This window comes from Bradyrhizobium sp. 31Argb (assembly GCF_043638955.1).
Classification (GTDB): Bacteria; Pseudomonadota; Alphaproteobacteria; order Rhizobiales; family Xanthobacteraceae; genus Bradyrhizobium.
In genome coordinates, this window is sequence record NZ_JBEGDB010000033.1 from 1 (window position 1) to 24574 (window position 24574).

The window sequence follows — 24574 nt, forward strand, 5'->3', positions numbered from 1 at the left end:
CAAGGCGATCTATCATGCCGAGAATGCCGACGCCGCCCTGCTCAGGCTCGAGGAGTTCGAAGCCGAGTGGGGCAAGCGCTATCCCGCGATCGGGGCGGCCTGGCGGCGGGCGTGGGAGCACGTCATCCCGTTCTTCGCCTTCGCGCCGGAGATCCGCAAAATGATCTACACCACCAACGCGGTCGAGGCGTTGAACCGTTCGCTGCGTAAGATCATCAAGACGCGCGGCAGCTTCCCCAACGACGAGGCGGCGATGAAGCTGCTTTACCTCGCCATCAGGAATGCCGGAATACACTGGCGACGACCGGTTGCATGGACGGCCGCGATGGGCCAGTTTGCCATCCAGTTCGGCGAGCGCTTTGCAGGCTCAGCGGACTGACCCCATGGGGTCAGTCCGCTGACCCCGCAAACCTCTCACAGAGGCGCTCTTACACAAAACTTCTGACACTCCCCGTGAATGAGAACGAAGCGACGGTCCCGGATGGACCTTTCCTTGTCGGCAGCTTCGAAAGCATCGAGCACCTGGTCGATACCGAGATCGCCGACGACGTGCACGCCTACACGCCAACCGTAGCGATTGCAGATCGAGACGAGTTGCATGAGCCGTTCGGGCGTTTGCTGGGTGATGCCATGGTAGTTATCGTGCGAGTCCGGATAGACATCGCGCATTAGCGCCGTCTTCAGGGTCATGCCGCCATCGTAAAAGATCTTGATGCCGGCGAACTTGACCCAGTCGTCGCCGAAGCCTGACGAAGCTCCGTTGCCCGACATGATCGCCTCCCAAGCGGTCAGCGCGGCGGGCGGCTCGGGTCTGAACATCAATCCCGTCCGCAACGTCGCTTGTCCGGACGCGGCGATCTTCTGCAGTGTGCGGACGTCGCGCGCTTCCGTGGCGCCTTCGACCGCGCTCGTGATCCCGAAACTGTTCAGTGCCCCCTCCGCGAGCGCGAACTGCCTGATTTCGTCGTCTTCGGTCCACGGCGGAACAACCTTCTCGACCTGGTCGATCGCCGTCTCGACGAGGACGCCGGTCAGTTCACCGGCGGCGTCGCGCTCGAAGGAACCGCCGCTCGGGTTCGCGGTGCTCTTGTCGACCCCTGCCTTCTGCAGGGCCATCGTGTTCGCCATGGAGAAATGACCGACGGTCCGCAGATAGACCGGATTGTCGGGGGCGACGCGGTCGATCTCCTGCCTCGTTAGATACCGTTTCTCGGCGAGTTGCGACGGCGGGTGCCACGCGCCGCCCACAATCCAGTCACCCGGCTTCTTCTTGGCCACGAACGTCTTGATCGCCTCGAGCGCTTCGGCGACCGTCTTCGCGCGGCTCATGTTGACGACATAGTCGGCGAGACCGGCCGCCTTGAAGTGAGCGTGAGTATCGATGAGGCCAGGAATCACGGTCTTGCCGGACACGTCGAGCACTTGCGTGCGCGCTCCGGCGAGCGCCCGGATGGATGCGCTGCTACCGGTCGCGAGAATTTTTCCGTCCCGAACGGCGATCGCCTCGGTCACGCTGGATCGTTCGTCGAGGGTCAGAACTTTTCCGTTGACGAGGACGAGATCGGGCGAGTTGACATCTCCTTGCTGGGCAGCAGCGGGAGCTGCGCCCGCGAATAGAATTCCTGCACCGAGCATCGCGAGCGCCGCCGACCTGCAGACCATTCCAACCTCCCGATCGTTGTGTTCAATAGACGAACATCTTCCATTTTCTCGATGATACCCCGCCTGTTGAAGCGGTCCACCGATTCAGGGTCGTTCACGCCGCGATCGTTGCGCCCCCATCAACGACGACGATCGAACCGGTCGAGAATGGATTGCAGGCGAGAAAAAGGACCGCGTTCGCGATGTCCAATGACTCGCCCAAGGTTCGGCTGCTTTGGCACGAACGCGTCGAGGACAAGCCTTGGCACGAATGGCTTCACGAGGTGCTCCGGCGCGCCACCGGAGAGCTCAGGCACGGCCGCTAGCGGCCGGCCCCGCTTGGCCACACTATCGGCGGCCCTCATTGCGCGGCCATGGTACCGGACATCGGAACCCAGCGCTCACCGTCGAAACGCTGCGGGCGCAGCGACGTGATCAGGCGATAATCATCCGGGCTGGTGTTGACGGTGATGCCCGGAATCAGGCCTGGCAGCGCCACGTTCTTCAGTGCAGTGGCCTGCTTCATGATGTTCTGCCGGGACAGATCGTTACCGCAGGCCTCGATGACCTTGGTCATGAGAACAGCGACGTTCCATCCGGTGAAGTTAAGCTGATCCTCGATATCGCCCTCGGGATAATACTTCCTCATGAAAGCCAGCCACTCCAGATAGGCAGGATCGTTGGCCCATTCGGGATCGCCGACCGACTTGGTCGGCGTCGCAGAGATCGCTCCCTTAGCGTTGTCGAGCCCGGCCGGCTTGAGGATCGTCGGCACGAAGTTGCTGCCGATCGGCAGGAACTGCTGCGCGCGCCAGCCGAGCTCGGCCGCTTTGCGGATCGCCTGCGAGGTAAATTTGCCGGTCGACGCATTGAGGAAGACGTTGGCGTTGGTGCTCGCCAGCGCCACGACCTGCGAATCGACCGAGGGCGACGTGACTTCGTAAGGCGACGTCGCGACAATCTCAGCCTTGGGATCGAGCCGGGCCAGTTCGGCCTTGAAGCTGCGTAGATATTCGCGACCGTAGTCGTCGTTCTGGTACAACACGGCGACGCGCGCACCGGGCGTGTGCCCGGCCACCAACCGCGCATAGATCGCGGCCTCAGTGCTGAAGAGCGTCATCCCCGAGATCGTATAGGGACTGGTCTTCGGATCGGCAAAGCGCTCGCTGGCGGCGAACACGAATAGCTGCGGAATCTTCTTGGCGTTGAGATATTTCTGGACCGCGGCGTTCTGCGCGGTTCCCATGCTGCCGAAGATAGCGACCGCCTCGTCATTTTCGATCAGCCGGCGCGTCTGCTCCACCGCCTTCGGCGGGCTATAGCCATCGTCAAGCGAGATCAGCTTGACCTTGTGGCCATTGATGCCGCCGCGATCGTTGATCATCTGGAAATAGCGAGTCTGCACCTTGCCGACGGCGCTCAGGGCCGACGCCGGCCCGCTATAGGGCATGGTCTGTCCGAGGACCAGTTCATTGTCGGCCGCCCTGGCCGATCCGCAAGCAGCCAGTGCAGCCGCCAGCACCAATATCGCGCGAAATCCGCGCATGCGCTCCTCCCTGGTTTTTCTTACCTGGAATATTCTTTCTAGGAAGATATTTGTCAACAGCGATGCAAGGCGCCAATTGGCCGCTGCGCTGCGGCCATGCACAGGGCTGGAGCGATACCGGAAAGTTGCGAGGCGACACCTGAATTTGGCGGTGCTAGATTGCTGGGACGCAGGATGCCGGCCCAATTGGCGCTCGGCGAAGGGGACTGGAAGGGAATGAAGAAGAGCAGCGTGTCACGCCGCGCCGAACCCGCGATCAAGCAGCCGCCACCGCCTGACAGCACCCTTTACGACGATATCGAGGCCGCCTGGCTGGAGCAACGGCCCGACCTCGACCTCGCCGCCGCCTGCACCTTGTTGCGGCTGGAGCGCGTCAACCAGCTCCACGAAATGCGCCTGCAGGAAATATCGAAGGCGGTCGGGCTGCAGACCGGCGAGCTCTATGTGCTGCTGGCGCTGCGGCGCTCGGGCAAACCGTACGAGCTGCGTCCGACCGACCTGTTCCGGGCCCTGCTCGTCACATCGGGCGCGATGACCAAGCGCGTGGCACGGCTGCAGGAAGGCGGCTTCGTGCTGCGCGTCTCCGCCAGCGACGACGGCCGCTCCGAGCTGGTCCGCCTGACCGCCAAGGGTCTCGCGACCGCCGACCGCGGCATCGCCGAGGTGGCAAGGGTCGTCGCGTGCACGATCGAAGCAAGCGGGTTGACTAAGGCGGAGATCGCGATGCTCGACCGCTGCCTCCGCAAGTTGCTGGCGGTGCGGACGGTGAATACGCCGAAGAAGTCCGGCCGGCTTACGGCGGCGGACTAGCTGCGGCACCTGCTACGCGACGGCCTTGTCACCCTCCTTCAGCAGCGATCTGAGATCGCATGAACTGTCCTCGGCCTGGCTCGGCGTCGGCGAAATGCCCGCTGCTATCAGGCGCCGCGCCACCATCTGATCCCCGGGATTGTTGATGCTGTCGACGCCGACCAGCCCGCCCTGCTGGTAATTGAACACGGAGAACCGGCCAGCTTCGATCGAGCCGCGGATCACGATCCGGTCGCTGCGCACGCCATGGCCGACGATCTGAAGCTTGAGATCGTGCTGATCCGACCAGAACCGCGGCACGCTGTTGTATGGCTCATGGCTTTCCGCGATCGCAAGCCCGACGGTCCGTCCCTGGTCCTGCGCGTGCTGAACCGACTCCAGCCTGATCCAGTTCTCGGCAAACCGGCTGAAGTGCGTGGTGCAGTCGCCAGCGGCGTAGATGCTCTCGCGTGCGGTTCGACCGTGTTGATCCACCACAATGCCATTGGCGCATCCGAGCCCGGCAGCGGCGGCGAGATCGTGGTTCGGGATGCCGCCGATGCCGACGACGACCAGGTCCGCGCCGAGGCGGACGCCGCCGTCCAGTTCGACCGCCAGCACTCGTCCCCTACCACCGACCATTGCCGAAACAGACGTGCCGAGCTTCACCGCGACGCCCGCCCGGGTATGGATGTCGAGGAGGAAGCGCGACACCACCGGAGACACCGCCCGCTCAAGCAGCCGGGAGGCGGCCTCGATCATCGTCACCCGCTTGCCGAGCCTGGCCGCCGACGAAGCCACCTCGAGCCCGATGAAGCCGCCGCCGACGATCACGATCTCGCTCGTCCGGCCGAGCCGCGCCTTGAGATCGGCGGCATCTGCGGCCGATCGGAGATAGCAGACCCCGTCGAGTTCGGCCCCGCGGACCGCTATCCGCCGCGCGCGCGAGCCGGTAGCGATGACCAGTCTGTCGAAGCCCAGTACGGCGCCGTCGGCTAGCACTACTCTTTCTGCATGGCGGTCGATCGCGACGACACGGTGCCCCAGCAGCAGTTCAATCCGCTTGCTCGCGAAAACAGCCTCGTCGCGCAGAATGAGGCTCTCGGCGTTGACCTGATCAAGCAAGAATTCCTTCGAAAGCGGCGGCCGTTGATAGGGCAGCAACGTCTCGTCGGCGACCACGATCACCGGTTCGGCATAGCCGGCCTCGCGCGCGGTGAGCGCGGCCTCGATGCCGGCGTAGGATGCACCGATGACGACAAGGCCGCTCATGGCTTGACGTCCACGCCGCCGTCACCGGCGGCTTGCAGGGCAGCGTTGCCGTCGAGCTCGACATAAACGTCGCCGTCACGGATCTCGACCTTGAACGCCTTGATATCCTTGTAGGCGCTGGACTGGCATTTTCCGTCACGGACATCGAACATCGCCCCGTGTAGCGGGCATTCGATCACATGGCCTTCGAGAAACCCCGTCGACAGCAGTGCAAATGCGTGCGAGCAGACGTCATCCGTTGCGAAGACATCATCGCCGACCTTGTAGAGTGCGATGCGCCGGTCGCTCACCTTGAAGCCCAACGGCTCTCCCTCCGACAGTTTCGCGACGGCGCACAGGCGGTGCCAGATCATGGGACATCTCCTCGATCAGAGCTGGGACATCGACACGGACATGCAGTCCGCGCCCTTTGCTTCCGATCCGGTCAACGGGGAATCTGCCGCCAATCCGCGGAGGCGGAGGCGAGCCGGCCGCCGACGGCGCGGATGTCCTTGTAGGACATGGTCTCGCTCTGGCCGCTCTTCGGCGGCTTTCCCGCCATGAAGCCGCGCACCTCATCGAGCAGCTGGCGACGCACCCTGACGATCGCCTGGTCCGCCGAGCACAGATATTCCTGCGAACGGTCGACTATCGGGCCCATGCTGACCATGACAACGAAATCCTCGATGACGATCTCATGGAAGCCGGTGCTGTTGCCGGCATCCATGATCTGCCGGTTCTGGCCCCAATTGTTCGATTGATCACCCGGCAGGCCGCCGGCCATCGGCCACTGGTTGGCACGCTGCACCTTGCGCCAGGAATCCACCGGCTTCTCCGGATTGTAGAAAATGTACCACTGGATCAGGTTCTCGTCGTCGATCGGCACCGCGATGATCGCGGTGCGATCCTGCTGGGGCCCCGAGAAGATCGGCGCGATCAGGCCGTAATACGGCATCACGAACTCGGTGACGCGGGCGAGGCACGATCCGTCGGGCGCGGTGCGCAATGCCGCGGCGCGGAAGCCATAGGGCTTCTTCTCGAATTCATAGCCGACTTCGGTGTTGACCCGCGTTGCGCCGAAATCGGTCGACGAGGTCGCAGTCCAGCTCTGGTGCAGCAGCGCGACATGCGAGGAATCGATGGTGGCCTCGACGCCCTGCAGCCAGTTCGCCTTCAGCTCGATGCCGGCGGCGTAGACCCGGTCCGGCGGCAGATCCATCCATTCGAAGTCCGGCGGGGGCGGCGCATTGCCTTCGCCGAGCCAGACCCAGATCAAGCCGGCGCCCTCGCGCGTCGGATAGGCCTTCGCTTTGACCGTCTTGGCGAATTCCTTCGGATTGTTCGGCTCGTTAGGAACGTCCAGCACCGCGCCATCGGCGCGGATCTTCCAGCCGTGAAACAGGCAGGTGAGCGAGCAGTCATCGATGCGCGCGAGCGCGAGCGAGGCGCCACGATGCGGACAGGCCTCGTCGAGAAATCCGACCGTGCCGTCCTTGCCTCGGAACGCCACGAAGTTGCAGCCGAACAGCTTGACCCGCACCGGCACCTCGCCCTTGCGCACTCGCACCGAGAGCACTGCCGGCAGCCAGTAATGCTGGCGCAGCATCCGTCCCATCGGCGCGTCGCCCGTGACGCGGCACAGCAATTCGTTCTCTTCCCTCGTGACCATCGCGAACCTCCCTGGTTGACGCCTCCGGCGTTCTCGGCCTACTATCTTCCTAGGAAGCTTGTTGTCAAGTTATCTTCCAGGAAAGGCATATCGGGGAATCGCATGACCAAGGGACGGCTTGGGAACTGCATCGCGCTTGTGACAGGAGGAAGCCGCGGGGTCGGCAAGGGTGTGGCCATCGGCCTCGCCGAAGCCGGCGCGACCGTGATCGTCACGGCGCGCACGCGGAATAGCGGCGGATCGGAATGGCCGGGCTCGCTCGACGAGACCATCGCCGCGATCAATGAGGCCGGCGGCCGAGGCATCGGCGTGCTGTGCGATCATGCTGATGACAGCTCGGTGGAGGAGGTCTTCGACCTTGTCCGGCGCGACCACGGCCGGCTCGACGTGCTCGTCAACAACGTGTTCGCAGCGCCGAGCGTGATGCCTGTGAATGTGCCGTTCTGGCAGGTCCCGGCATCGCTGTGGGACACCATGCACCGCGTCGGCCTGCGCTCGCATTTCGTCGCCAGCCAGTTCGCCGTGCCGCTGATGCTGCCGCAGCAGCGCGGCCTGATCGTCAATACGTCCTCCGGCGGCGGCGTCCGCTACACGTTCAACGTTCCGTTCGGCGTGCAGAAGTCGGGCGTCGACCGGATGGCGCGCGACATGGCGCATGAGCTGAAGTCGTTCGGCATTGCCGCGGTCTCGATCTGGCCCGGCTACATCAAGAGCGAGAAGCTTGCGGCGCAGCCCGACCGCGTGCCGCCGGCGCTCGCCAAACTGATTGCCGAGCGCGGCGAGACGCCGGTGTTCGCCGGGCGCGCGGTCGCCGCGCTCGCCGCCGATCCCGGCGTGATGGCCAAAAGCGGCCAGATCCTGCTCGCCTCGGAGTTGGCGGCCGAATACGGCTTCACCGATGTCGACGGCAAGGTCCCGCCGCCGCCGAGCCGCGATCCCGCGCCGCTGTCCGTGTTCAAGCCAAACGTCGCGACCTGAGAGAGGAGAAACCCATGCGGATTGCAATCGCAACCCTGGCGCCGTTCGCGGAGCGCGACTGGCACCCGCTGTCACTGGCCGTCGTCACCGGCTTCGCCTGCGCGGTTGGGATCGCCAAGACCATTGCGCTGGCTATGAGCGCGACAACAGCACTCCCGGCGTCGCTGTGCGCCGAGATGTCTTCGTCGCCCAACAAGGTCGAGGTGATTTCCTCGCACGCGCTGCCGAATGTGCCGGGCAAGCGCGTCACGGTGGTGCGCGTCAGCTACGGGCCAGGCGCCTTCACGCCGCCGCACCGCCACGGCGGCTCGGTGACCGCCTACATCACCAAAGGTCAGGTCCGCTCACAGCTGAGCGGTGGCCCGCTGGAGACGTTCGAGGTAGGGCAATCGTTCTTCGAACCGCCCGGCGCGACGCATCTCGTTTCCGCCAACGCGAGCAACACCGAACCGGCCGAACTGATAGCCGTCTTTGTCGCTGATGAGGGAGCTGAATTGACCACCCTTCTCGAGCCATAGTTCAACGGACCGGCCGGCTCCGACGGACAACTGGGTCGGCACCGGGTTATCGGCCTTGACCGTCTACGGATAAACTGGCGCCATTTCCTTTGCTCCAAAGCGGAGGAGCCATCGTATCGAGCCACCTCGGAGTTCGGTTACCGATCAGACGGAGCCTTGAAATCGTAGGAGATGCGTCCGGCCGGCAGATAGAACAGCGCAATGACCGCGCCGCCCCTGACCTCGGGATAGTGCCTGCTGCCGGGGTCCGGCGCCGTCCAGCCCGGTCCCTGCCATCCCTGCAATCCCTTCAACTCTGCGCCCTCGTTCAGGGGCACCACGAGGTTGAGTTCGCCATAGGGATGGCCGTGGTACTGGCCGCGCAGCACGTCGTGGTCGTCCTCGTCCTTGAAGCGGCGCGGATCGGCGCTGTTCATGTACACGGCGGTGATGCTGAACTGGAACGTTTCGGGAGTGGGCTCTAGGATGCGGCTGCGCCGGTAATTCGGGCCGTCCACCTCCTGGTTTGCCGCCCATCCCTCCTCGACCCCGATTTTGATCAGGCGAGCCAGATCCTGGTAGAGCGCGCTGTTTTCGCCGTATGTCTCGTTAAGCCAACGTTCCATCTCGGCGCCAGGCGTCATGTCCTTGACTTCCCGGAGAAACGGAATGCTGCGCTGAATCAGTTCTTCTCGGCTTCCCATGGTGATCTCTCCTCTTCGACTATTACGTTTCGAATCCTACGAACGTGGCGAACTCATCAATGTCCGCCCGCGGCATCAATCTATCCGGCCGCTCAACCTTGGCTTTCCCGACCGAGATACCGCACACCACCATCTGCTCCGCCGGAATTGACAGCAGCGGGCGCAAAATTCGATGGTATTTTGCGAACGTTTCCTGCGGGCACGATTGAAGCCCGCGTCCCGCCGCCGCGAGCATCACGTTCTGCACGAACATTCCGAGGTCGAGCCAGCTTCCGACTTCCAGGCGACGGTCGATGGTCACGATCAATCCCACTGGCGCGCCGAAGAATGTGTAGTTCTTGGCGGTTTGTCTGCTCCTCGCCTCGAGATCGATTTGAGCAATTCCGAGCGAACCATAGAACAGTCGTCCGAATTCCTGTCGCCGCTTGAGGTATGGATCGGGTAAGTCGCTGGCGTAGTACTTGTATTCCGAGACGTGAGTTTTGGTGTGCATCCAGCAGCGCCGTCGAGACTCTGTCCTTGGCCGCGCCAGCCAGCACGTTGACGTGCCAAGGCTGGATGTTCGCACCGCTGGGCGCGAACCGCACGACACGGAGGATCTGCTCGATCGTCCGTCGAGGGACCGGAACGTCGCAAAACTCGCGGCACGCAAACCGCCCAACCAAGATCTGTCGATCGGGCTCTGCGCAAGGGCACCATTCTCACGCCTGCCGATCACGGTTTCTTTAGGACCGGATATCGCCGCATGGTTGATGCCCATATCGACTTCCTTTTATGGCAACGAGCGATCAGTGCGGCCAGGCGGAGCCAAGGATGATCGAGCAGAAGTTCTGACGGACATAGTTCATGTCCTTCAGCGCGAGGACGTCGGCCTTCACATTCCCGAACGTCGTCAGCGGCTTCTTGATGATGCCATTGGCGAAGTGATCGATGATATTCTCTTTGAAGTTTTTCTCGCGCGGATGATGGACGCAGACATGGTCGCGCTGTTCATGCGTGAAGTCGTGATAGGCGATGCCGAGCACGTCCATCTCCACGCCGGCGGTCACCAGCGCGATCGTCGGGCGCATGTGCTCGGGGATTCCGGGCGTCGTGTGGAGCGCGATGGCAGTCCAGACGTCCTCGATGTCACGCTCGGGCACGCCGTAGCTTTTCATGAATTTGTGGGCGGCATTGGCGCCATCGACCTCGAAGCGCAGATCGGGGCTCGAATATTTCTCGGTGAGACCCATGTCGTGGAACATGGCGCCGAGGTAAAGCAGCTCCGGGTCGTATCTCAGCGTGCGGCGCTCGCCGGTCAGCGCGCCCCAAAGAAAGACGCGGCGACTGTGGTTGTAGAGCAGGTCATCTTCGGTATCGCGCACCAGCTGCGTGGCGGCGCGAGCGATAGCACTGTCAGGCACCCGGACGCCGGCGATGATCTCGGACATGGAGCAATCTCCTCGGTTGAATAGTGGGCTGCTGCTTGCTTGCCGGTATTAGGCAACAGAGCCCGGCACCGGACAACGAGCGGGATGCTATGGATCAGGACAGCCGTCCGTCGTTTCCTGACAACAGGCCTGTCGGAGCATTCGTAGCAGCTGGAGACAGCCGCTCTATCGTCGGTTAGCCCGCGATCTCTTCCGATTCCGCCCGACGGAAGCTGGCGCGATATTGGACAGGGGTCACGCCAAGACGGGTGCTGAAGACAATCCTCATCCGATCCGCCGATCCGAAGCCGCAATCGAAGGCAATGGCCTTCAGCGGCCGGTCGCTTGCTTCCAGCATCATGCGCGCCGCATCAACGCGTGCGCGCTCGATGAATTCGTGCGGTGTGGTCCCGGTCACCTGCCCGAAATGTCGGGCCAGATTCCGCGGGCTCATGCCGGCGACAGCGGCCAGCGACTCCAGCGTGTGCCGATCCCCGATATTGGCCATGACATGGTCTTGGATGCGCGCGATCGGCGATTCGGGATCGGCAGGGGCTGTGAGATACGGACTGAACTGCGACTGTCCGCCCTGGCGCTGGGCAACCACGACCAGCCGCTTGGCGACCTTGAGCGCCGTTTCGGCACCGTGCCGCTGCCCGACGAGCGCCAGGCCCAAATCTATCCCGGCAGTCACACCCGCCGCGGTGATCAACCGTCCATCGCGGACATAGATCAAGTCCGGCTCGACTTTTGCTCTCGGAAACCTGGCCGCCAGGGCCCGTGCATCCTGCCAATGGGTTGTTACACGCCGATCGTCCAGGAGGCCGGCATAACCAAGCACAAAAGCTCCTGTGCAGATCGATCCATAAAGGCTCGAGCGCCACGGCAGCTCCTTGACCCACTGAAGCAGGCACGGTTCGGGCTCCGCTTCCGGTGGCGTCGGAGTGCCGGCCACCAGAACGACGTCGAAGCCGCCCGCCGCCTCTTCGAAGGTCAGGTCGGCGACCATGCGGATGCCGTTCGATGCGCGCAGCGGATTGCGATGAGCAGCAACCAAAGCGGTTTCGTAGCGATCCGCGCTGCCGAGAAACGTGTTCGCCTCGCTGAACACGTCCATCGGGCCCGCCACGTCCAGGGCCTGGACCCCCTCACAGACGACGATCGCGACAGCTTGTACCGGCACCTGCTACAGCCCCTCCACCCTGGAGCCTCATTATGCAGGTAGTCCGGACTCTGTAAAAGGCCTGGCGGGATCCAGGAGGCAACAGAACGAACATCCGTACATCCGGGATCAAACTGGGGCTCTGGACGTCTATTGATCGATATTGCTCTCCCGGCGGCCAACCAGGCGGCCCCATGCAGGTCCAAAAAAGATCGTCACGGCAACAGGCGAATTTGTCGCGCCGTTATTGTGATCCCGGCGCCTTGTCTGGCGTCGTCAGGGGCTCGTCCTTGGAATCCACAACGAAGACGGCCAGTAAGCTGCCGGGCTCGTTATCACTCGCGTTCTCACTGACCCTGTGATGTGAACCGGGCATTTCGTAAAAGCTTTCGCCTGCGTGATAGATCTTCGCGGGTTCGTCGCCGACTTGACTGCGGATGGCCCCGGACAGCACATAGGCGTAGATAAAAGCTGACGCTGCGTGGTGATGAGCGAGCGATTTGGCTCCGGGAGGATAAGTCACCGTTACAGCAACCAGCTTCTTTCCTTCGATATTCGGCAGTGCGTGCGCGAAGGCGACTTTCACCTGCTCTCGGACCTGCGCGATCGCCGGGGAGGCTCCCAGGGCGATCGCAGCTGCTATCAGCGGGACGGCGGCCGTTCGCAGTGCTCTTCTCGCTGTGTTCGCCATGATACCTCGAGGGTTTGGTACAGTACCAATCCGATAGGCAAATCCACTGATCGACATCATCGCATCTCCTCTTCTAACGAGCTCACGCAACTTCTTGAAACCAGGACGCAGGGCCGAGCTGATGGTCATGGTGAAGCTTCCGACGGGAAGCCATCGCCGCCGCCATCACCTTCGGCCTGACGTTCTGCTGCCGCTGAGCAGCACCGACAACAGAGCTGCCAGAGCGAATCCCGCAGCTACCCAGCCGAGCCGCTCCATCGCGCCATTGACAATGACCACAGCGCCCTTCGCAATAATCGGCGCATCCAAGCTGCAGATTTCGGCCGATTCGGAAGCGCTCGGCTGGTTCTGCCGCAGCATCGAAGCCAACCGAACTTATCCCCTCGTGCATTTCTTACTCGGTGCTGCACTAGCGCTGCTGGGCTCGCTGGATCACGCGAGAGCCGCCGCAAAGGCTGGACTAAGGCTTGTTCCGAGCTTCACTATCCGTATCTACCGGGACGGCGCTTACACAGACAACCCGACCTACCTCGCCCAACGCGAGCGCATCTACGAGGGCATGCGCTTGGCTGGGGTACCGGAGGAGTGATGGCGAAGTTGGGTCACGAGCGGCAATGCTCCGACTGATCGGAAGACTCCGCTTGGACGTCAGAACCAGACATCTGCGCCTTTATGAGTAGCATGTCCTAGTCGAGCGAGGTACTTATAACCGGCACCGCAGATCACGATGCGGGTGAGGTCGCTGTGCGCTGCGCCCTGATAGCGGCGCAATAACAGACCTCACCAGAGGTCCGGTCGGGCCAGCCTAGACCGGTCTTCTTTCCGACCGCCATAACTTTGGCCGCTCGACTACAATCGCAATCGTTTGCCGACGGACTGAAACAGCCCTGTAATGCCGCCGGTTCAGTTTGATAGCAAAAGACTGGTAGCACGACACCAGTCAATGACGGTCGGCCATGGGTGCTATCTCCACGCCGGCTCTCCGCGACGAACTGATCAGTGCGGCGGGTTGCCGGAATTTGATGCAGAGATAGATAGCGAGAGCGACGACGCACTGGCGTATGAAGCGCGCCAGCAGCAGGAAGCCGAGGTGATGGTCGACCTGCTCGCGGTCGAATTTGGCGAAGCGGCGCTTGTGTAGCAGGCGATGGAGCAGAAGCTGCCGTTGAGCATCGGGGCGATTGCGCACCGCAGGCGATCCTGCAATGCAGGCTGGTGACGATTCCTCAGACAAACGGATCGCCGGGTTCGTGTGGATGCCTCCTTGCGCGGACTTCGCCCGGTAAAGCTCGGGCTCGACCCAGATGCCCTTGTGCGCGATGCGCTTCGTGTAAGGTTGCGTTTTCCCGGATCAGCGGCGTCAGGCGCTTCTGCAGATCGGCAGCGGATGCCTTGTCGAACCGTGATCGACCTTACCCGCATAGATCAGGTCCTCGCCCTTTCGGCGGCCGACATAGATGCCGTCCCATTTGTTGCCGTCGAGCGCGAAGCCTGCGATCACCAGCGTCTCCCGCTGCACGGAGGTTTTCTTCACCCAGTTGTTGCCCCGGCCAGAGGTGTAGGCGCTGTCGCGCACTTTTGAGATGAGGCCTTCGAGCCTGACCTTGCGGGCGGGGGCGTACATCTTCTTGCCATCGACCTCGAAGCTCTCACTGAACTGGATAATGTATCGCCGATGATCTTCTTCAGGTACGCCTTGCGCCAGCGGCAGCTTTCGCAGATCGCGGCCGTTGAGATAGAGCAGATCGAGCGGCGATGGACGACGAGAAGATCGTGGAGACGTGAATATGAGCCGCATTGCATGGATCGGCTCCCTACACTGTCTCGGCCGCGAACACGATCCCGCGACCTCAAACTGGTGCAGCGGCAGTGCAGCGCACAAGTCGGGAAAGACAAGCAAGCCGACCCACGAAAAAGAAACGAAAGGGGAATAACCATGCTTCCACCAAGAGAGTATGACAAGCTGTGTGTGCTCGCCGCGGACCACGCGTTCCGAGTGATCAGCTTGGTCACCGAGTCGTTGGAAAACGACAAGCAGGCGCGGCGTTTGATGGTGACTGTACTGATGGCGCTTCACGACGACACCGCCTTGCAGATGGTCGAAACCGCGAAGTTGCCGAACGGCTCCCCGCCATCATTCAACGATTGCCACACACGGATCTCAAAAGCGGTAATTTCCGGCAAGGTCACGGACGTTATCAGCGACCTCGAATACAACAATGCGCAGCCACGCCAATGACCTTCATGGCATTCGAAGAGCTGGACGCGCTTACGAAGCGTCCAAGCGCGGCATCACGGCTTTTGTCGGCAACGAGATCCGGCAATTGATCGACGAAATTCGGCATCAATGCGACGAAGACCAGTGCTTCCAGGTTCGATATCGCCCACATTCGGCATCGCCTTTATCAAGCCTCGGAGCGCCACCGCTTGGCGTCATTTCCGATTGCAGTTCGGAGAACGCTTCACACAATGGGGCTTGTCGGTGGACTGGCGCGGTCGGTCTCGTGCGGCTGATCGTGAGTGGGAAATGCTAGTAATGGGCAGCCTGTTATCACGCCTGTTCGCGCTGGTGGCTGCGGCCATGCTGCCGGCAATCGCGATACAGGCGTACAACGAAATCGACCTGCGTCGCACGCGCCAAGTTGAAGTACAGGACGAAGTACTCGGGCTCGCCAAGCTCGCCGCCGCCGAGCAGCAACAGATCGTCCAGGGCGTTCGTCAGGCTCTGATAGCGCTTTCGGAGCTTCCGGCGATAAAGGCGAAGGACGTCCAGGGATGCGACGCTTACCTTTCCAGGATCAAGCAACGATACCCGGAGTTCATCGTCTTTATCGTGGTCGACATGAATGGCGACGCCTTCTGCGACTCAGCCAGAGAGCATAAGCCGGCTACCGCAGCTGGACGTCCCTACTTTGCCAGCGTCGTGAAAACCGGAAAATTCACGGTCGGAGAGTTCGCAATCGGCCGAACGACCGGTCGCAATGTCGTTCAGTTCGCGCTGCCATTCTACGACGACGAGGATCGCATGGGCGGCGTCGTTATAGCGGCCCTCAGCCTCGACTGGCTCGCCGACTACATCGCGAAAAAGGGCGTTCCGGCGGGAGCTGCGCTCGCCATCACGGACCGCAACGGCATCGTTCTCGCTCGCTATCCTGACAATGACGTGTTTGTCGGCAAGAAGTTGCCCGTTGGTGAAGACCCGATGCTCGACAACGGGACCGTAGCGGATATGGTCAACATTGACGGCGTGCGAAGAATTGTCGGCTTCGCCGCTGTGGGGGAAGATCTTCTTGTCGGCTTCGGCCTCGGCAGGGCGCAGACTTTCACCAAGATCGAACATCGCACGCGACGCGACGTGTTGTTCATTGTCATGAGCGCCCTGCTTGTTTTGATCCTGACGGCGTGGGGCGCCCAGCGGTTCATCCAGCGCCCGTTTGCGGAATTGGTTGACGCTGCGAACCGATGGCGGTTCGGCGAATTCGGCCGGCGTGTGGACATCCCGGGCAACTCGGAAATCGCACGGGTCGCCACGGCGTTCAACGCCATGGCCGATGCGCTCAAGCACCGTGAGCACGAATTGTCCGAAGCGAGGGAGCAGTTCCACCAGAGCCAGAAGATGGAGAGCGTCGGCCAGCTCACCGGTGGCGTCGCGCACGATTTCAACAACCTGATCACGGTGGTTTCAGCGAACCTCGAACTTATCGAGGCGGGCGACGATATTGACAAAGCCCGGCAGTTCGCCGCGGCTGCACGGCGTGCTGTCGATCGGGGGGCGAAACTGACGGCGCAGCTTCTGGCCTTCTCGCGCCGGCAGGTATTGAATCCAAAACCGGTCAACGCAAACCAGCTTGTTTCCGAGTTCCAGGGACTCATCCGCAAAGCCGTCGGGGAAGCGTGCCGGGTCAAGGTGTGGACCAGTGAAGGATTGTGGCTGTGCCATGTCGACCCGGCGCGGCTGGAGACCGCTCTGCTCAATCTGGCCCTGAACGCGCGCGACGCCATGCCCGATGGCGGCGTGCTCGATATCGAGATGAGGAACATCGTCGTGAACGAAGGAGCCGTGGCGGGGTGCTTGCCCGGATCCTACGTCAAGCTGTCTGTCAGAGACACTGGTTTTGGAATGCCCCCCGAGGTGCGGGACCGCGCGTTTGAGCCCTTCTTCACAACGAAGGAAGTGGGCAAAGGTACCGGGCTCGGCCTTAGCATGGTCTACGGCTTTGTCCGTCAGTCCGGCGGGCACATTGCGATCGAAAGCGCATTGGGAAAGGGGACCACTGTCGCTCTCTACTTGCCCAAAGCCACGCAAAAGCCTGAGGTCGAAATGGAAGAGGTCCAATCCCAAGCATTTCCGGCCGGCTCGGAGCGAATCCTGGTTGTCGAAGACAACGACGATCTTCTGGACCTCACGTCGGAGATGCTGACCAGGTCGGGCTATCAGGTTCGTTGCGCTCGGAATGGCACTGAAGCCCTTCGGATGCTCCAGAGCGAGGAATTTGATCTGGTGTTAAGTGACATCGTGATGCCAAACGGGATCAACGGCATAGAAGTTGCACGCGAAGCGAGGCGATTGAACAAGCGCATCAAGGTCCTGCTTGCCTCGGGCTATGCGGGAGACGTGCTGGAACGACATCATGCGGTGGGGGAATTTCCGATTATCGACAAACCGTTCCGCATGTCAGATTTGGCGGCGCGCTTGCGGTCAATCCTGCACGAAGGTTGAGATGATCTCCTGCCGTTGCTTTCTTGCCGCGCATGGCGCCATTAACGAGGTTTACCGGACGCCGGTGAATCTAAGCTGTACTTCCTTCACACTTGACGTAAGTCCCGGTTCAACGGCGGGCAGCAGTCGACGAGCCTTGATCCGCTGCGGGTCCAAATCAGCGGTGGAGGCGAGCTCACCAACGTCCGGCTACAGCTGACCGCTGACGTCGCAATGGGCATTGGTGTTATTCGGCTTTGGGCCATCAGCGGTCATGCGTGGCGCAACGATCAGAATATGGTGGCGGTTCCACAGTAAGCGTGGTCAGTTGCTACTGCGATTGATGAAATCGGCGATGGTGTCGGCAGCCTTGGCTTCGATGCCGAAGTAGCCATGCGCCGTCTTCGTCTCGCAGGACGGTGACTCGGGCGGATCGCCGCCGTCAAGCAACGCAACTTCGGTCTTGCTGGTCTTTGTCAGGCCCTCTTCAACATCTCAGCGTCGGCCGGCGGCCTGGCGCGGCAAGAGTCGTTTCGATGCGACATGATAAGAGTCGGAGCCCTAAGCGATGACCGCTCGAAACCAGGTGAGTTGTCTCAGATTCATAGGAGATTGTTCAGGTGGCTGGCGCTCAGAGGTTTCCTCGCGTGCTTTTGACGGCCATCAGTAATGATGAGCGCACGACAATGGCAGGCGGCTCTGCCATGGTCGTGTCAGTTGGTCTCTGCTGTGGAGCTGTCTACGCGGCCGGCCGCTCGTCGCCCGATGCTCGAGAGCCGCCGCTCGCCATTCTTTCCAATGTCCTGCGGTCGACTTTGCCCAACGTATTGCGCGGCAACGCATCGATCACCCGAAGGTCTTCAGGAACCTTATATGGAGCAAGGCGGGTCGCAACGTCCCGAACAATCTCGGCGACCACGCTTTCCTTCGCAACAGCCGCGAGCTTGACGAACCCGACCACGCGCTGACCAAGCACCGGATCGGGCTTGCCGACGGCAGCCGCCTCCTGCACTGCCGGATGGCAGGCAAGCAAGGCTTCCTCCACTTCGACGGGTGAGATGTTGGTCCCGCCACGGATAATGATGTCCTTCTTGCGCGACACGAACCAGAGTTCGTCCCCCTCCCCGCGTCGCATCATGTCACCGGTATGATGCCAGCCGTCCTTAAGGCTCTGCGCAGTTGCCGCTGGATCGTTCCAGTAGCCGACGAAAACATTGCTGCCGCGGACCAGGAGTTCGCCGATCTCACCACGTGCAACATCGGCACCATTCTCGTCCACAAGCCGAATTTGGGCCTCCTCGGGGATGCGAAGGACGGGTCCGGGTCGCGTTCCGAAGCTCAGGTGACTTGGGACCTCAGTAGCCCCCCAAATGTTATAAAGGGGGGCCCCCACGGCTGCCGTGAACTGCTTCTGCAAATCGAGCGGACAAACGTCACCTCCGGTCAGACAAATCTGGAGTGACGACAAGTCGCGCGGCCTTGCCTGCTGCGCCTTAAGCAGTCCCGCGTACTGGTAAGGAAAACCGAACATCCGAGTAGCGCGATGGCGTTCAATTCTGTCAAGGATGATGTCCGGGTCCGGGCTCTGGAGCATGATGAAGGGCGCTCCAACTTGGATATAGCTCAGCGCGCCGCAGAGGCCGCTGGCATGCGCCAATTGCGATGACGAGATCATGACGTCATCCGTCGAGAAGTTGAAATGCTTGCACGTGAGATGCGCTGCTGCCGCAAGCGTGTCCTGCGTATGAACGACGAATTTGGGCTGGCCGGTGGTCCCAGAGGTGTTGATCAGCACGGCGGGCTCGTTTGAGGCCGGGGTCGGCAAATCCGCATTTAAGGAATGTTTCAGAACCTCCCACGGCTGCACACCATGCGCTCCATCAGCGTCATCGAGGATGACGCGTTCTTCGAGAGGAAGGATCGCGGCGTCGACCTCGCGAACATTAGGGTAGAGAGAGGCTTGGCCGATATAGAGCGCCGGCTGGATCCGCTGCAGCATGGGCGCGAGTTCGGCAAACTCGAACGCGGTGCGAAGCGGCGCCGCGATCGCGCCCAGCCTGAAACACGCATAATAGGCGACCAGCATTTCCGGCCGGTTCATCATATGCAGCACGACACGATCCCCCGCCTTCACGCCACTCGCCGCAAGCCCTCGCGCGATGCGCTCGGATTCGTCAGCCAGCCTCCGATAGGTCCACACGTCTTCGTGAAAGATGAAAGCTGTGCTTTCGGGGCGAGACTGTGCCTGCTGCATCAAGGCTTCGGTTGGTATTGACGGTTTCATCGGCCGCTTTCCTTGTCTTGACATGGAGCGGCTCGATTTATGCAGATTTCAATACCTAATCATTTCAGCGGGATTACGTCTGTAAGCCGGTGTTACGGTTTCGCCTGCCTTTCTGAGATGCCTGCTGCGATAACTTGGCATTCACGCCGCACTTCTGCAGACCGGAAATGAGATCCGATATGCATTCTTGCTCGCGGCGTAGTCCTGCAGTGCGGTGTCAGAAAAGCGGCAACGGATGTCACACGCCGTGGTAGATGAGACGCGTGAAGAAATCGGGGGGTATGACGAATTGACCCCACTTAGTCGAACGCCGCAGTCGGCTTGGCGGCGATCGTCTCATTGTATTTGCGACGGGCGGCAACGAGCGCCTTCGATCGGTGCCCCCAAAGTTGGGACGCAGCGTGGTCGATCTTATCGAGACACACGGCCACGGAGTGTGGTGACATCAGGAGGCTGGACTACTGGCGCGGCATTTCCCCAGGTATTGCGCACATAGGTCAGAACGTCCGCAATCTCTGTGTCACTGAGATTCCAACCGAAGGACGGCATGGCGGGTGCGGTCGGGGCAGCTGCAGTGGCGACAGCGCGACTGCCGATCAGAACGACGCGAATCAAGGATGTCGGATCAGCGGACTGGACGAGTGGCGCTTGTGCGAGGCGCGGGAATAGCGTTGGAACGCCGGCGCCGCTAGACATGTGGCATGCCGCACAACGGTTCTCATAGACTGCCTTGCCCGCCACCATGCGTGTGTCATCGTGCGCCAGCGCAACGGCCGGGCTCGCGCTGCGAGGAGCGCGATCCTTCAGATAGGTGGCGATCGCTAGAAGATCGGCATCTGTCATATGAGAGGTGGAGTTCTCAACGGCCTCGGCCATCGGCCCGGACGCAATGTCGAAAGAGTTGGCACCGGTCTTAAGATAGCGGATGATGTCTTCCGTGGACCAATGACCGATGCCCATACGGGGATCCGCGGTCAGATCAGGCGCATACCAATCCTGCAACAATGCGCCCCGCAAGGCTTCTCCACCCCGATCGCCGCCCGTGATGTTCTTCGGTGTATGACAGGTTCCGCAATGGCCGAGGCCTTCAACCAGATAAGCCCCACGGTTCCACACATCCGACTTTGCCGGATCGGATTGAAACACCCCGGGCTTGAAATTGATCAAGTCCCAGGTGGATGTTGCCGGTCGGCGGACATTGAACGGAAACCTGAGCTGATTCGGCTGAACATCGTTGTGCACCGGCTCCAATGTGCGCAGATAAGCCCAGATCGCCGATACGTCCTCGCGGGTAACCTTGGTGTAGGCGGGATACGGCATTGCCGGATAGAGGCGAACCCCATCCCTACCAATCCCCTCATGCATCGCCCGCCACAAATCCGATTCGGTCCAGGCACCGATTCCCGTCGCAACATCCGGCGTAATATTTGGACCGAGCAATTTTCCGAATGGCGTCTCCAGCGCAGCTCCGCCTGCAAAAGGCTTACCGCCCGGCGCAGTGTGGCAACCGGCGCAATCGCCGAGCACGGCGAGGTACCGGCCGCGCTCGATCTTCTCGAACGCCTGGTTGTCTTCCGCCGCGCGCGCGGCAGTCAGGCCGATCGCGCAGGCGGCGAGCACAAGAGCCATCAGATTGCGCATTCTCATGCCATGCCTTGGAGTGCTAGCTGTCAAATCTGCACGAGCGGGCCAGGACTCTTCAGGTAGCGGTTTACGATCGCGTCTGCCGCCCAATAGGCGAGTGCGCCCACCGTATCCGTGGGATTATATCCGGGGTTCTGCGGGAAGGCCGTGGCACCCATGACGAACAGGTTGGGCACGTCCCAGCTCTGCAAATAGCGATTGAGGGCGCTGGTCTTGGGCTCGACGCCCATAATGGCACCGCCGCAGGTGTGCGTTGTCTGGTACACGGTGACGTCGTAAGGACCGCGACGTGGGTGCTTCTCAAGCTGCCGCGGTCCCATCTTCTGCGCGACCTCAGCCAGCCGATCCGTCAGGTATGTCGACATCTTGAGCTCGTTGTCGTGGAAATCGAACGTCAGGCGCATCAACTTGCGGCCGAAGCGGTCCGTGTAGGTCGGATCGAGGTCGAGATACACGTCGCGATAACTATAGCAGCTGCCGTGCGTGACGGTCTCATAGCTGCTCAAGTAACTCTTCGCCACCGCCTTCTTCCACTCGGCGCCCCACCTCGGCGTCCCCTGTGGTGTCCTCCCAGTCTGAATCGGTCGGCCATTGGTCTGCACCGCGCCCATATAGCCGCCGCCGACGAAGCCATGCGGTCCGTGATCGAAATTGTCGCCGTTGAACTCGTCGATGCACATTCCGATCGAGCCCGACGCGATGAAGGGATTGAAGATCTTGTCGTCGAAGAACGCGCCTACGCTAGATGTGACTTGGTAGGAATAATTTCGCCCGATCACGCCCTCGCCGGTGCGCGGATCGTAGGGCCTGCCGATGCCCGAGTGCAGCAGCAGGTGCACGTTGAACAACTGGAATGCGCAGAGCAGCACGAAGTCGGCCGGCTGCTCCCATTCGTTGCCAGTGGTGTCGACATAGGTGACGCCGGTGGCGTGTTTTCCCGATCTATCCAGGTTGATCTTCGATACCTCGCACTGCGTGCGCGCCTCGAAATTAGGACGGCGGAGGAGTGCCGGCAAAATCGTGGTCTGCGGACTAGCCTTCGAGTAGTTGCCGCAGCCGAACCATTCGCAGAAGCCGCAATAGGTACAAGGGCCTATCGTGACGCCGAGCGGGTTCGTATATGCCTGTGCGAGATTCCCGGAGGGTTGCGGAAAGGGCTTGTAGCCCATCTCCTGAGCCGCCTGTGCGAACAGCGTCGGGCCGTAGGGCTGCCTCTGCGGCGGCGTCGGATACTCGCGGGACCGCGCTCCCTCGAAGGGATTGCCGCCCGGCTGTATCCGCCCTTTTATGTTGCCGGCTTTGCCGGACGTGCCGCACAGATACTCGAACTTGTCGTAATGGGGCTCGAGGTCATCATAGGTAATCCCCCAGTCCTGGATCGTCATGTCCTCGGGCAGGAATTTTTCGCCATAGCGCCCCACCAGATGCGTTCTCAGCTCGAAGTCGCTGGGCAGGAAGCGCCACGTCTCGGCATTCCAATGCACGCCGCCGCCGCCAACGCCGTTGGGCGGCATGAAGGATCCCCAGCTGCGGATGGGCAGGGCCGTCTGACTGGCGTTGTTACGGAAGGTCATCGTCAGCTGTTCCGGCCGGAGGAATAGATCGTGGCGGATGCGGTAGCGCAGCTCATCTTGCGCATAGGCCGGCGGGAAATCGGTCGCCGTGTCGCGCCACGGGCCGCGTTCGATCGCCACCACGTTCAATCCGGCACCAGTCAGCTCATGCGCCACGATGGAGCCAGTCCAGCCCAGCTCAATAATCACCACATCAGTTGCTGGCAATTTGCGCGTCATATTCCCGATACTCCGGACGAGACTTATTTGCGCCTTTCGCGCCTATTCGGGTAGGCCAGCAATGCCAATCGGTGGCAGCGGATAGCGCTCGTTGTGCCGCTCAACCCAGTCGCGGTAATCATAGCGCGCGCCGGGAAATCCGATCATCTTCCAGCCGACCATGTCGCGGTTGCCGCCGTAAACTGGGTCAGCGAAGAAACCCTCCCGCGTGTTCTGCAGCAGATACTCGAAGAATGCGCGACCGCTAGTTCCTTCCAGTTGCACCTCGCCTTTCTCCAGCCCGGAGAGAACCTTGTCCTTCTCATCGTCGGGAATCTGGGCGAAGGGCTTTCCTGCGTAGGTGGCGCGACAATATTTGTCCAATGCGGCCAGCGCCTGGCGATACCGCGCTGCCGGGGTCAACGGCGACTGATCTCCCTGCTCCGGCGTTCCGTCGGCGAACGGCCCGTGCATGTAGAGCCCCTGGGCGCTGCCATACGATCCCAAAAGTTGCCGGTCGATAAAGACCGCACAGCCGGCATCCTTGCCCCCCGGCGTCTGCGGGTCCGGCGGGATCAGCCGGTCGACGAGCGCTTCGACGGCCGCTCCTTCTTCCGGAGTGAAATACGCCCATGGCCCAGGCCGCACCGCTGTTGGTGGAGTGCCGGCACTTGGTCCCCACGGCAAACTGCCCTTGACGACCAGCGCGCGAGCGGAGGTCACCGAAAACACCAAAGCCATGGCGGTGGTTATGAGTAATTCGCGGCGGCGCACGCCGTGATTGGAGCGCGACGAGCCGGGTATTCCCTCCCCGGCACTATCAGCACCGGGGGCCGTCTTCCGGATACCGTTGGCGCTCAGCGAAATCTCTTTCGCGACCATAGTGCTCCCCTGGATCGTGAAGTCGGAATTCCAAGGTGGCGCATTAAAACACCAAGATAGCACAGTCTAAACGGTTCTCAAGTCGAGTGCGTCCAGTTCGGCAATTCAGGCCGCGGCAAGGCGGGGTTCGGCGTGGCTCTTTGGGGTACGATGCGCCGGGCTTGCCTGAAAGAGCTTGAGCGTGAACTGATCGCGTATTGCAATGCACACCCATGAAATCGAATCGTCTAAGCGGTAGAGTGTTGCTCAAGCAAGAGAGATTTACGACCGGGTTAAGCTGAAAGTACATCTGCATCAGCGTGACCGTTCAGGGCGATCGCTCCAACTTGATTATGCGCGCGCCACTTCCGATCAAGATCGATAGGTGAAACTCCAATTGTTCTTCATGCTACGTTGCGGTCCATTTTTTGCTTCCTCGTAAAAGCGTTTGACACGCCAACTTTACGAGAAGCCCTTGTGCTTGCTCGTATGCGAATTCGCGTTGAACGACGTCGCGCAAGATCAACATCATCAACTGAGACACCATCGCCCCGCTCCGATGCATCCGGCAGACTACGGCAACCGCGCACCACTATCCTCGACGTCCCGATTAAGCCACAACGCATCGAGGCAATCGGTCGCCGAAAGATTCGTTGTGTCAGTAGGGCAGCCAATGACCGTCTAAAATGGCAGGGCAAAGCCGCAAACACGTCCGGCACCCTAATCCGTCTTTGGCAAGCTTCCGAGAGCGGCCCGGCTCCGCAGTCGCCCGTCCGGTCCGCGGTCCCGATCCGCAGAGGAGCGGCTCTCTTATCCACCCGAAAACTGCGGGGGCTCAACAGCTCTGGAAGAAACTATCCGAACCCGCTATATTGATGGTGCATCAAGAAGAGGCTGACGCCCTCGCCAACCTGCCATCCCGGGCAAGGTGGTTTCTGCAAGGAGATGCGGCCAATTCGGCAACGTACGGGTCGCGC

Annotated in this window: 24 protein-coding genes, 3 pseudogenes and 1 riboswitch; of the genes and pseudogenes, 7 read left to right on the top strand and 20 right to left on the bottom strand. The window is 61.5% G+C overall.

Annotated elements, in window-relative coordinates; genetic code table 11:
* A partial coding sequence (locus tag AAFX91_RS09145; RefSeq protein WP_394566235.1) for a transposase occupies nucleotides 1-379 on the top strand: 379 nt, incomplete at its 5' end.
* 35 nt (nucleotides 380-414) lie between these two features.
* On the opposite strand, the gene AAFX91_RS09150 is transcribed toward AAFX91_RS09145, so the two are convergent.
* Nucleotides 415-1662, bottom strand: coding sequence for an amidohydrolase (locus tag AAFX91_RS09150; protein WP_394566236.1), 1248 nt, complete (start codon nucleotides 1660-1662; stop codon nucleotides 415-417).
* A gap of 340 nt (nucleotides 1663-2002) precedes the next feature.
* Nucleotides 2003-3187 carry an ABC transporter substrate-binding protein gene (locus AAFX91_RS09155; RefSeq protein WP_394566237.1) on the bottom strand — a complete coding sequence of 395 codons (1185 nt, stop codon included), beginning with the start codon at nucleotides 3185-3187 and terminating at the stop codon, nucleotides 2003-2005.
* 174 nt (nucleotides 3188-3361) lie between these two features.
* Here AAFX91_RS09155 and AAFX91_RS09160 point away from each other — a divergent pair, with 174 nt between their 5' ends.
* Complete coding sequence (locus AAFX91_RS09160) at nucleotides 3362-3997, top strand: MarR family winged helix-turn-helix transcriptional regulator (RefSeq protein ID WP_394566238.1); 636 nt, start codon at nucleotides 3362-3364, stop codon at nucleotides 3995-3997.
* Nucleotides 3998-4009: 12 nt separating this feature from the next.
* On the opposite strand, the gene AAFX91_RS09165 is transcribed toward AAFX91_RS09160, so the two are convergent.
* The 3 genes from AAFX91_RS09165 to AAFX91_RS09175 all read right to left on the bottom strand — a co-directional run bounded on the left by AAFX91_RS09165 (nucleotide 4010) and on the right by AAFX91_RS09175 (nucleotide 6896).
* The gene (locus AAFX91_RS09165) at nucleotides 4010-5248 is read right to left on the bottom strand and encodes an NAD(P)/FAD-dependent oxidoreductase (RefSeq protein ID WP_394566239.1); all 1239 of its coding nucleotides are present in this window, start codon (nucleotides 5246-5248) and stop codon (nucleotides 4010-4012) included.
* Nucleotides 5245-5601 carry a non-heme iron oxygenase ferredoxin subunit gene (locus AAFX91_RS09170; RefSeq protein ID WP_394566240.1) on the bottom strand — a complete coding sequence of 119 codons (357 nt, stop codon included), beginning with the start codon at nucleotides 5599-5601 and terminating at the stop codon, nucleotides 5245-5247. The genes AAFX91_RS09165 and AAFX91_RS09170 overlap by 4 nt, the downstream gene beginning before the upstream one ends.
* A 71-nt stretch (nucleotides 5602-5672) precedes the next feature.
* Entirely contained in the window at nucleotides 5673-6896 is a 1224-nt protein-coding gene (locus tag AAFX91_RS09175; RefSeq protein WP_394566241.1) for a Rieske 2Fe-2S domain-containing protein, read from the bottom strand.
* Nucleotides 6897-6998: 102 nt separating this feature from the next.
* On the opposite strand from AAFX91_RS09175, the gene AAFX91_RS09180 reads away from it, so the two are divergent.
* Together AAFX91_RS09180 and AAFX91_RS09185 are read left to right on the top strand one after the other, a co-directional pair.
* Nucleotides 6999-7874, top strand: coding sequence for an SDR family NAD(P)-dependent oxidoreductase (locus tag AAFX91_RS09180; protein ID WP_394566242.1), 876 nt, complete (start codon nucleotides 6999-7001; stop codon nucleotides 7872-7874).
* A 14-nt stretch (nucleotides 7875-7888) separates the two neighbouring features.
* Nucleotides 7889-8392: a cupin domain-containing protein gene (locus AAFX91_RS09185; protein WP_394566243.1), complete on the top strand. Its 504-nt coding sequence runs from the start codon at nucleotides 7889-7891 to the stop codon at nucleotides 8390-8392.
* A 137-nt stretch (nucleotides 8393-8529) separates the two neighbouring features.
* Here AAFX91_RS09185 and AAFX91_RS09190 read toward each other — a convergent pair whose 3' ends face one another.
* The 6 genes and pseudogenes from AAFX91_RS09190 to AAFX91_RS09215 form a co-directional block, all read right to left on the bottom strand.
* Complete coding sequence (locus AAFX91_RS09190) at nucleotides 8530-9075, bottom strand: DUF4863 family protein (RefSeq protein ID WP_394566244.1); 546 nt, start codon at nucleotides 9073-9075, stop codon at nucleotides 8530-8532.
* A gap of 22 nt (nucleotides 9076-9097) precedes the next feature.
* Nucleotides 9098-9568 carry a nitroreductase family protein gene (locus AAFX91_RS09195; protein ID WP_394566274.1) on the bottom strand — a complete coding sequence of 157 codons (471 nt, stop codon included), beginning with the start codon at nucleotides 9566-9568 and terminating at the stop codon, nucleotides 9098-9100.
* Nucleotides 9489-9740, bottom strand: a pseudogene (locus AAFX91_RS09200) (nitroreductase family protein); the annotation flags it as partial. The pseudogene AAFX91_RS09200 and the gene AAFX91_RS09195, both read right to left, overlap by 80 nt.
* 123 nt (nucleotides 9741-9863) lie before the next feature.
* On the bottom strand, nucleotides 9864-10505 hold the full coding sequence (locus AAFX91_RS09205; protein ID WP_394566245.1) for an HD domain-containing protein: 642 nt from the start codon (nucleotides 10503-10505) through the stop codon (nucleotides 9864-9866).
* A gap of 175 nt (nucleotides 10506-10680) precedes the next feature.
* Nucleotides 10681-11667, bottom strand: coding sequence for a GlxA family transcriptional regulator (locus AAFX91_RS09210; RefSeq protein ID WP_394566246.1), 987 nt, complete (start codon nucleotides 11665-11667; stop codon nucleotides 10681-10683).
* A gap of 223 nt (nucleotides 11668-11890) precedes the next feature.
* Nucleotides 11891-12313 carry a cupin domain-containing protein gene (locus AAFX91_RS09215; protein ID WP_394566275.1) on the bottom strand — a complete coding sequence of 141 codons (423 nt, stop codon included), beginning with the start codon at nucleotides 12311-12313 and terminating at the stop codon, nucleotides 11891-11893.
* Between the two features lie 151 nt (nucleotides 12314-12464).
* Here AAFX91_RS09215 and AAFX91_RS09220 point away from each other — a divergent pair, with 151 nt between their 5' ends.
* Nucleotides 12465-12926, top strand: a complete 462-nt coding sequence (locus AAFX91_RS09220; protein WP_394566247.1) for a hypothetical protein — start codon at nucleotides 12465-12467, stop codon at nucleotides 12924-12926.
* 351 nt (nucleotides 12927-13277) lie between these two features.
* Here the strand turns inward: AAFX91_RS09220 and AAFX91_RS09225 are convergent, their stop codons facing one another.
* Both AAFX91_RS09225 and AAFX91_RS09230 read right to left on the bottom strand, forming a co-directional pair.
* Nucleotides 13278-13526: a hypothetical protein gene (locus AAFX91_RS09225; protein ID WP_394566278.1), complete on the bottom strand. Its 249-nt coding sequence runs from the start codon at nucleotides 13524-13526 to the stop codon at nucleotides 13278-13280.
* 45 nt (nucleotides 13527-13571) lie between these two features.
* Nucleotides 13572-14084 (bottom strand): annotated as a pseudogene (locus AAFX91_RS09230) (DNA ligase); the annotation flags it as partial.
* A gap of 189 nt (nucleotides 14085-14273) precedes the next feature.
* On the opposite strand from AAFX91_RS09230, the gene AAFX91_RS09235 reads away from it, so the two are divergent.
* Nucleotides 14274-14576 (top strand): hypothetical protein, encoded by a 303-nt coding sequence (locus tag AAFX91_RS09235; RefSeq protein WP_394566279.1) that lies wholly within the window; start codon nucleotides 14274-14276, stop codon nucleotides 14574-14576.
* Here AAFX91_RS09235 and AAFX91_RS09240 read toward each other — a convergent pair.
* Nucleotides 14536-14727 (bottom strand): hypothetical protein, encoded by a 192-nt coding sequence (locus AAFX91_RS09240; protein WP_394566248.1) that lies wholly within the window; start codon nucleotides 14725-14727, stop codon nucleotides 14536-14538. The two genes, AAFX91_RS09235 and AAFX91_RS09240, sit on opposite strands and share 41 nt — an antisense overlap.
* Before the next feature lie 146 nt (nucleotides 14728-14873).
* Here AAFX91_RS09240 and AAFX91_RS09245 point away from each other — a divergent pair, with 146 nt between their 5' ends.
* A complete protein-coding gene (locus tag AAFX91_RS09245) occupies nucleotides 14874-17057 on the top strand; it encodes an ATP-binding protein (protein WP_394566249.1) in 2184 nt (727 codons plus the stop codon).
* A gap of 303 nt (nucleotides 17058-17360) precedes the next feature.
* Here AAFX91_RS09245 and AAFX91_RS09250 read toward each other — a convergent pair whose 3' ends face one another.
* The 6 genes and pseudogenes from AAFX91_RS09250 to AAFX91_RS09275 all read right to left on the bottom strand — a co-directional run bounded on the left by AAFX91_RS09250 (nucleotide 17361) and on the right by AAFX91_RS09275 (nucleotide 23618).
* The gene (locus tag AAFX91_RS09250) at nucleotides 17361-17486 is read right to left on the bottom strand and encodes a hypothetical protein (RefSeq protein ID WP_394566250.1); all 126 of its coding nucleotides are present in this window, start codon (nucleotides 17484-17486) and stop codon (nucleotides 17361-17363) included.
* A gap of 289 nt (nucleotides 17487-17775) precedes the next feature.
* Complete coding sequence (locus tag AAFX91_RS09255) at nucleotides 17776-19344, bottom strand: class I adenylate-forming enzyme family protein (protein WP_394566251.1); 1569 nt, start codon at nucleotides 19342-19344, stop codon at nucleotides 17776-17778.
* Between the two features lie 214 nt (nucleotides 19345-19558).
* Nucleotides 19559-19652: pseudogene (locus AAFX91_RS09260) on the bottom strand (MBL fold metallo-hydrolase); the annotation flags it as partial.
* 79 nt (nucleotides 19653-19731) lie between these two features.
* Nucleotides 19732-20961: a c-type cytochrome gene (locus AAFX91_RS09265; protein WP_394566252.1), complete on the bottom strand. Its 1230-nt coding sequence runs from the start codon at nucleotides 20959-20961 to the stop codon at nucleotides 19732-19734.
* A 29-nt stretch (nucleotides 20962-20990) separates the two neighbouring features.
* Entirely contained in the window at nucleotides 20991-22757 is a 1767-nt protein-coding gene (locus AAFX91_RS09270) for a GMC family oxidoreductase (RefSeq protein WP_394566253.1), read from the bottom strand.
* 42 nt (nucleotides 22758-22799) lie between these two features.
* Complete coding sequence (locus tag AAFX91_RS09275) at nucleotides 22800-23618, bottom strand: gluconate 2-dehydrogenase subunit 3 family protein (protein ID WP_394566254.1); 819 nt, start codon at nucleotides 23616-23618, stop codon at nucleotides 22800-22802.
* 854 nt (nucleotides 23619-24472) lie between these two features.
* Nucleotides 24473-24574: riboswitch (SAM-I-IV-variant riboswitch) on the top strand.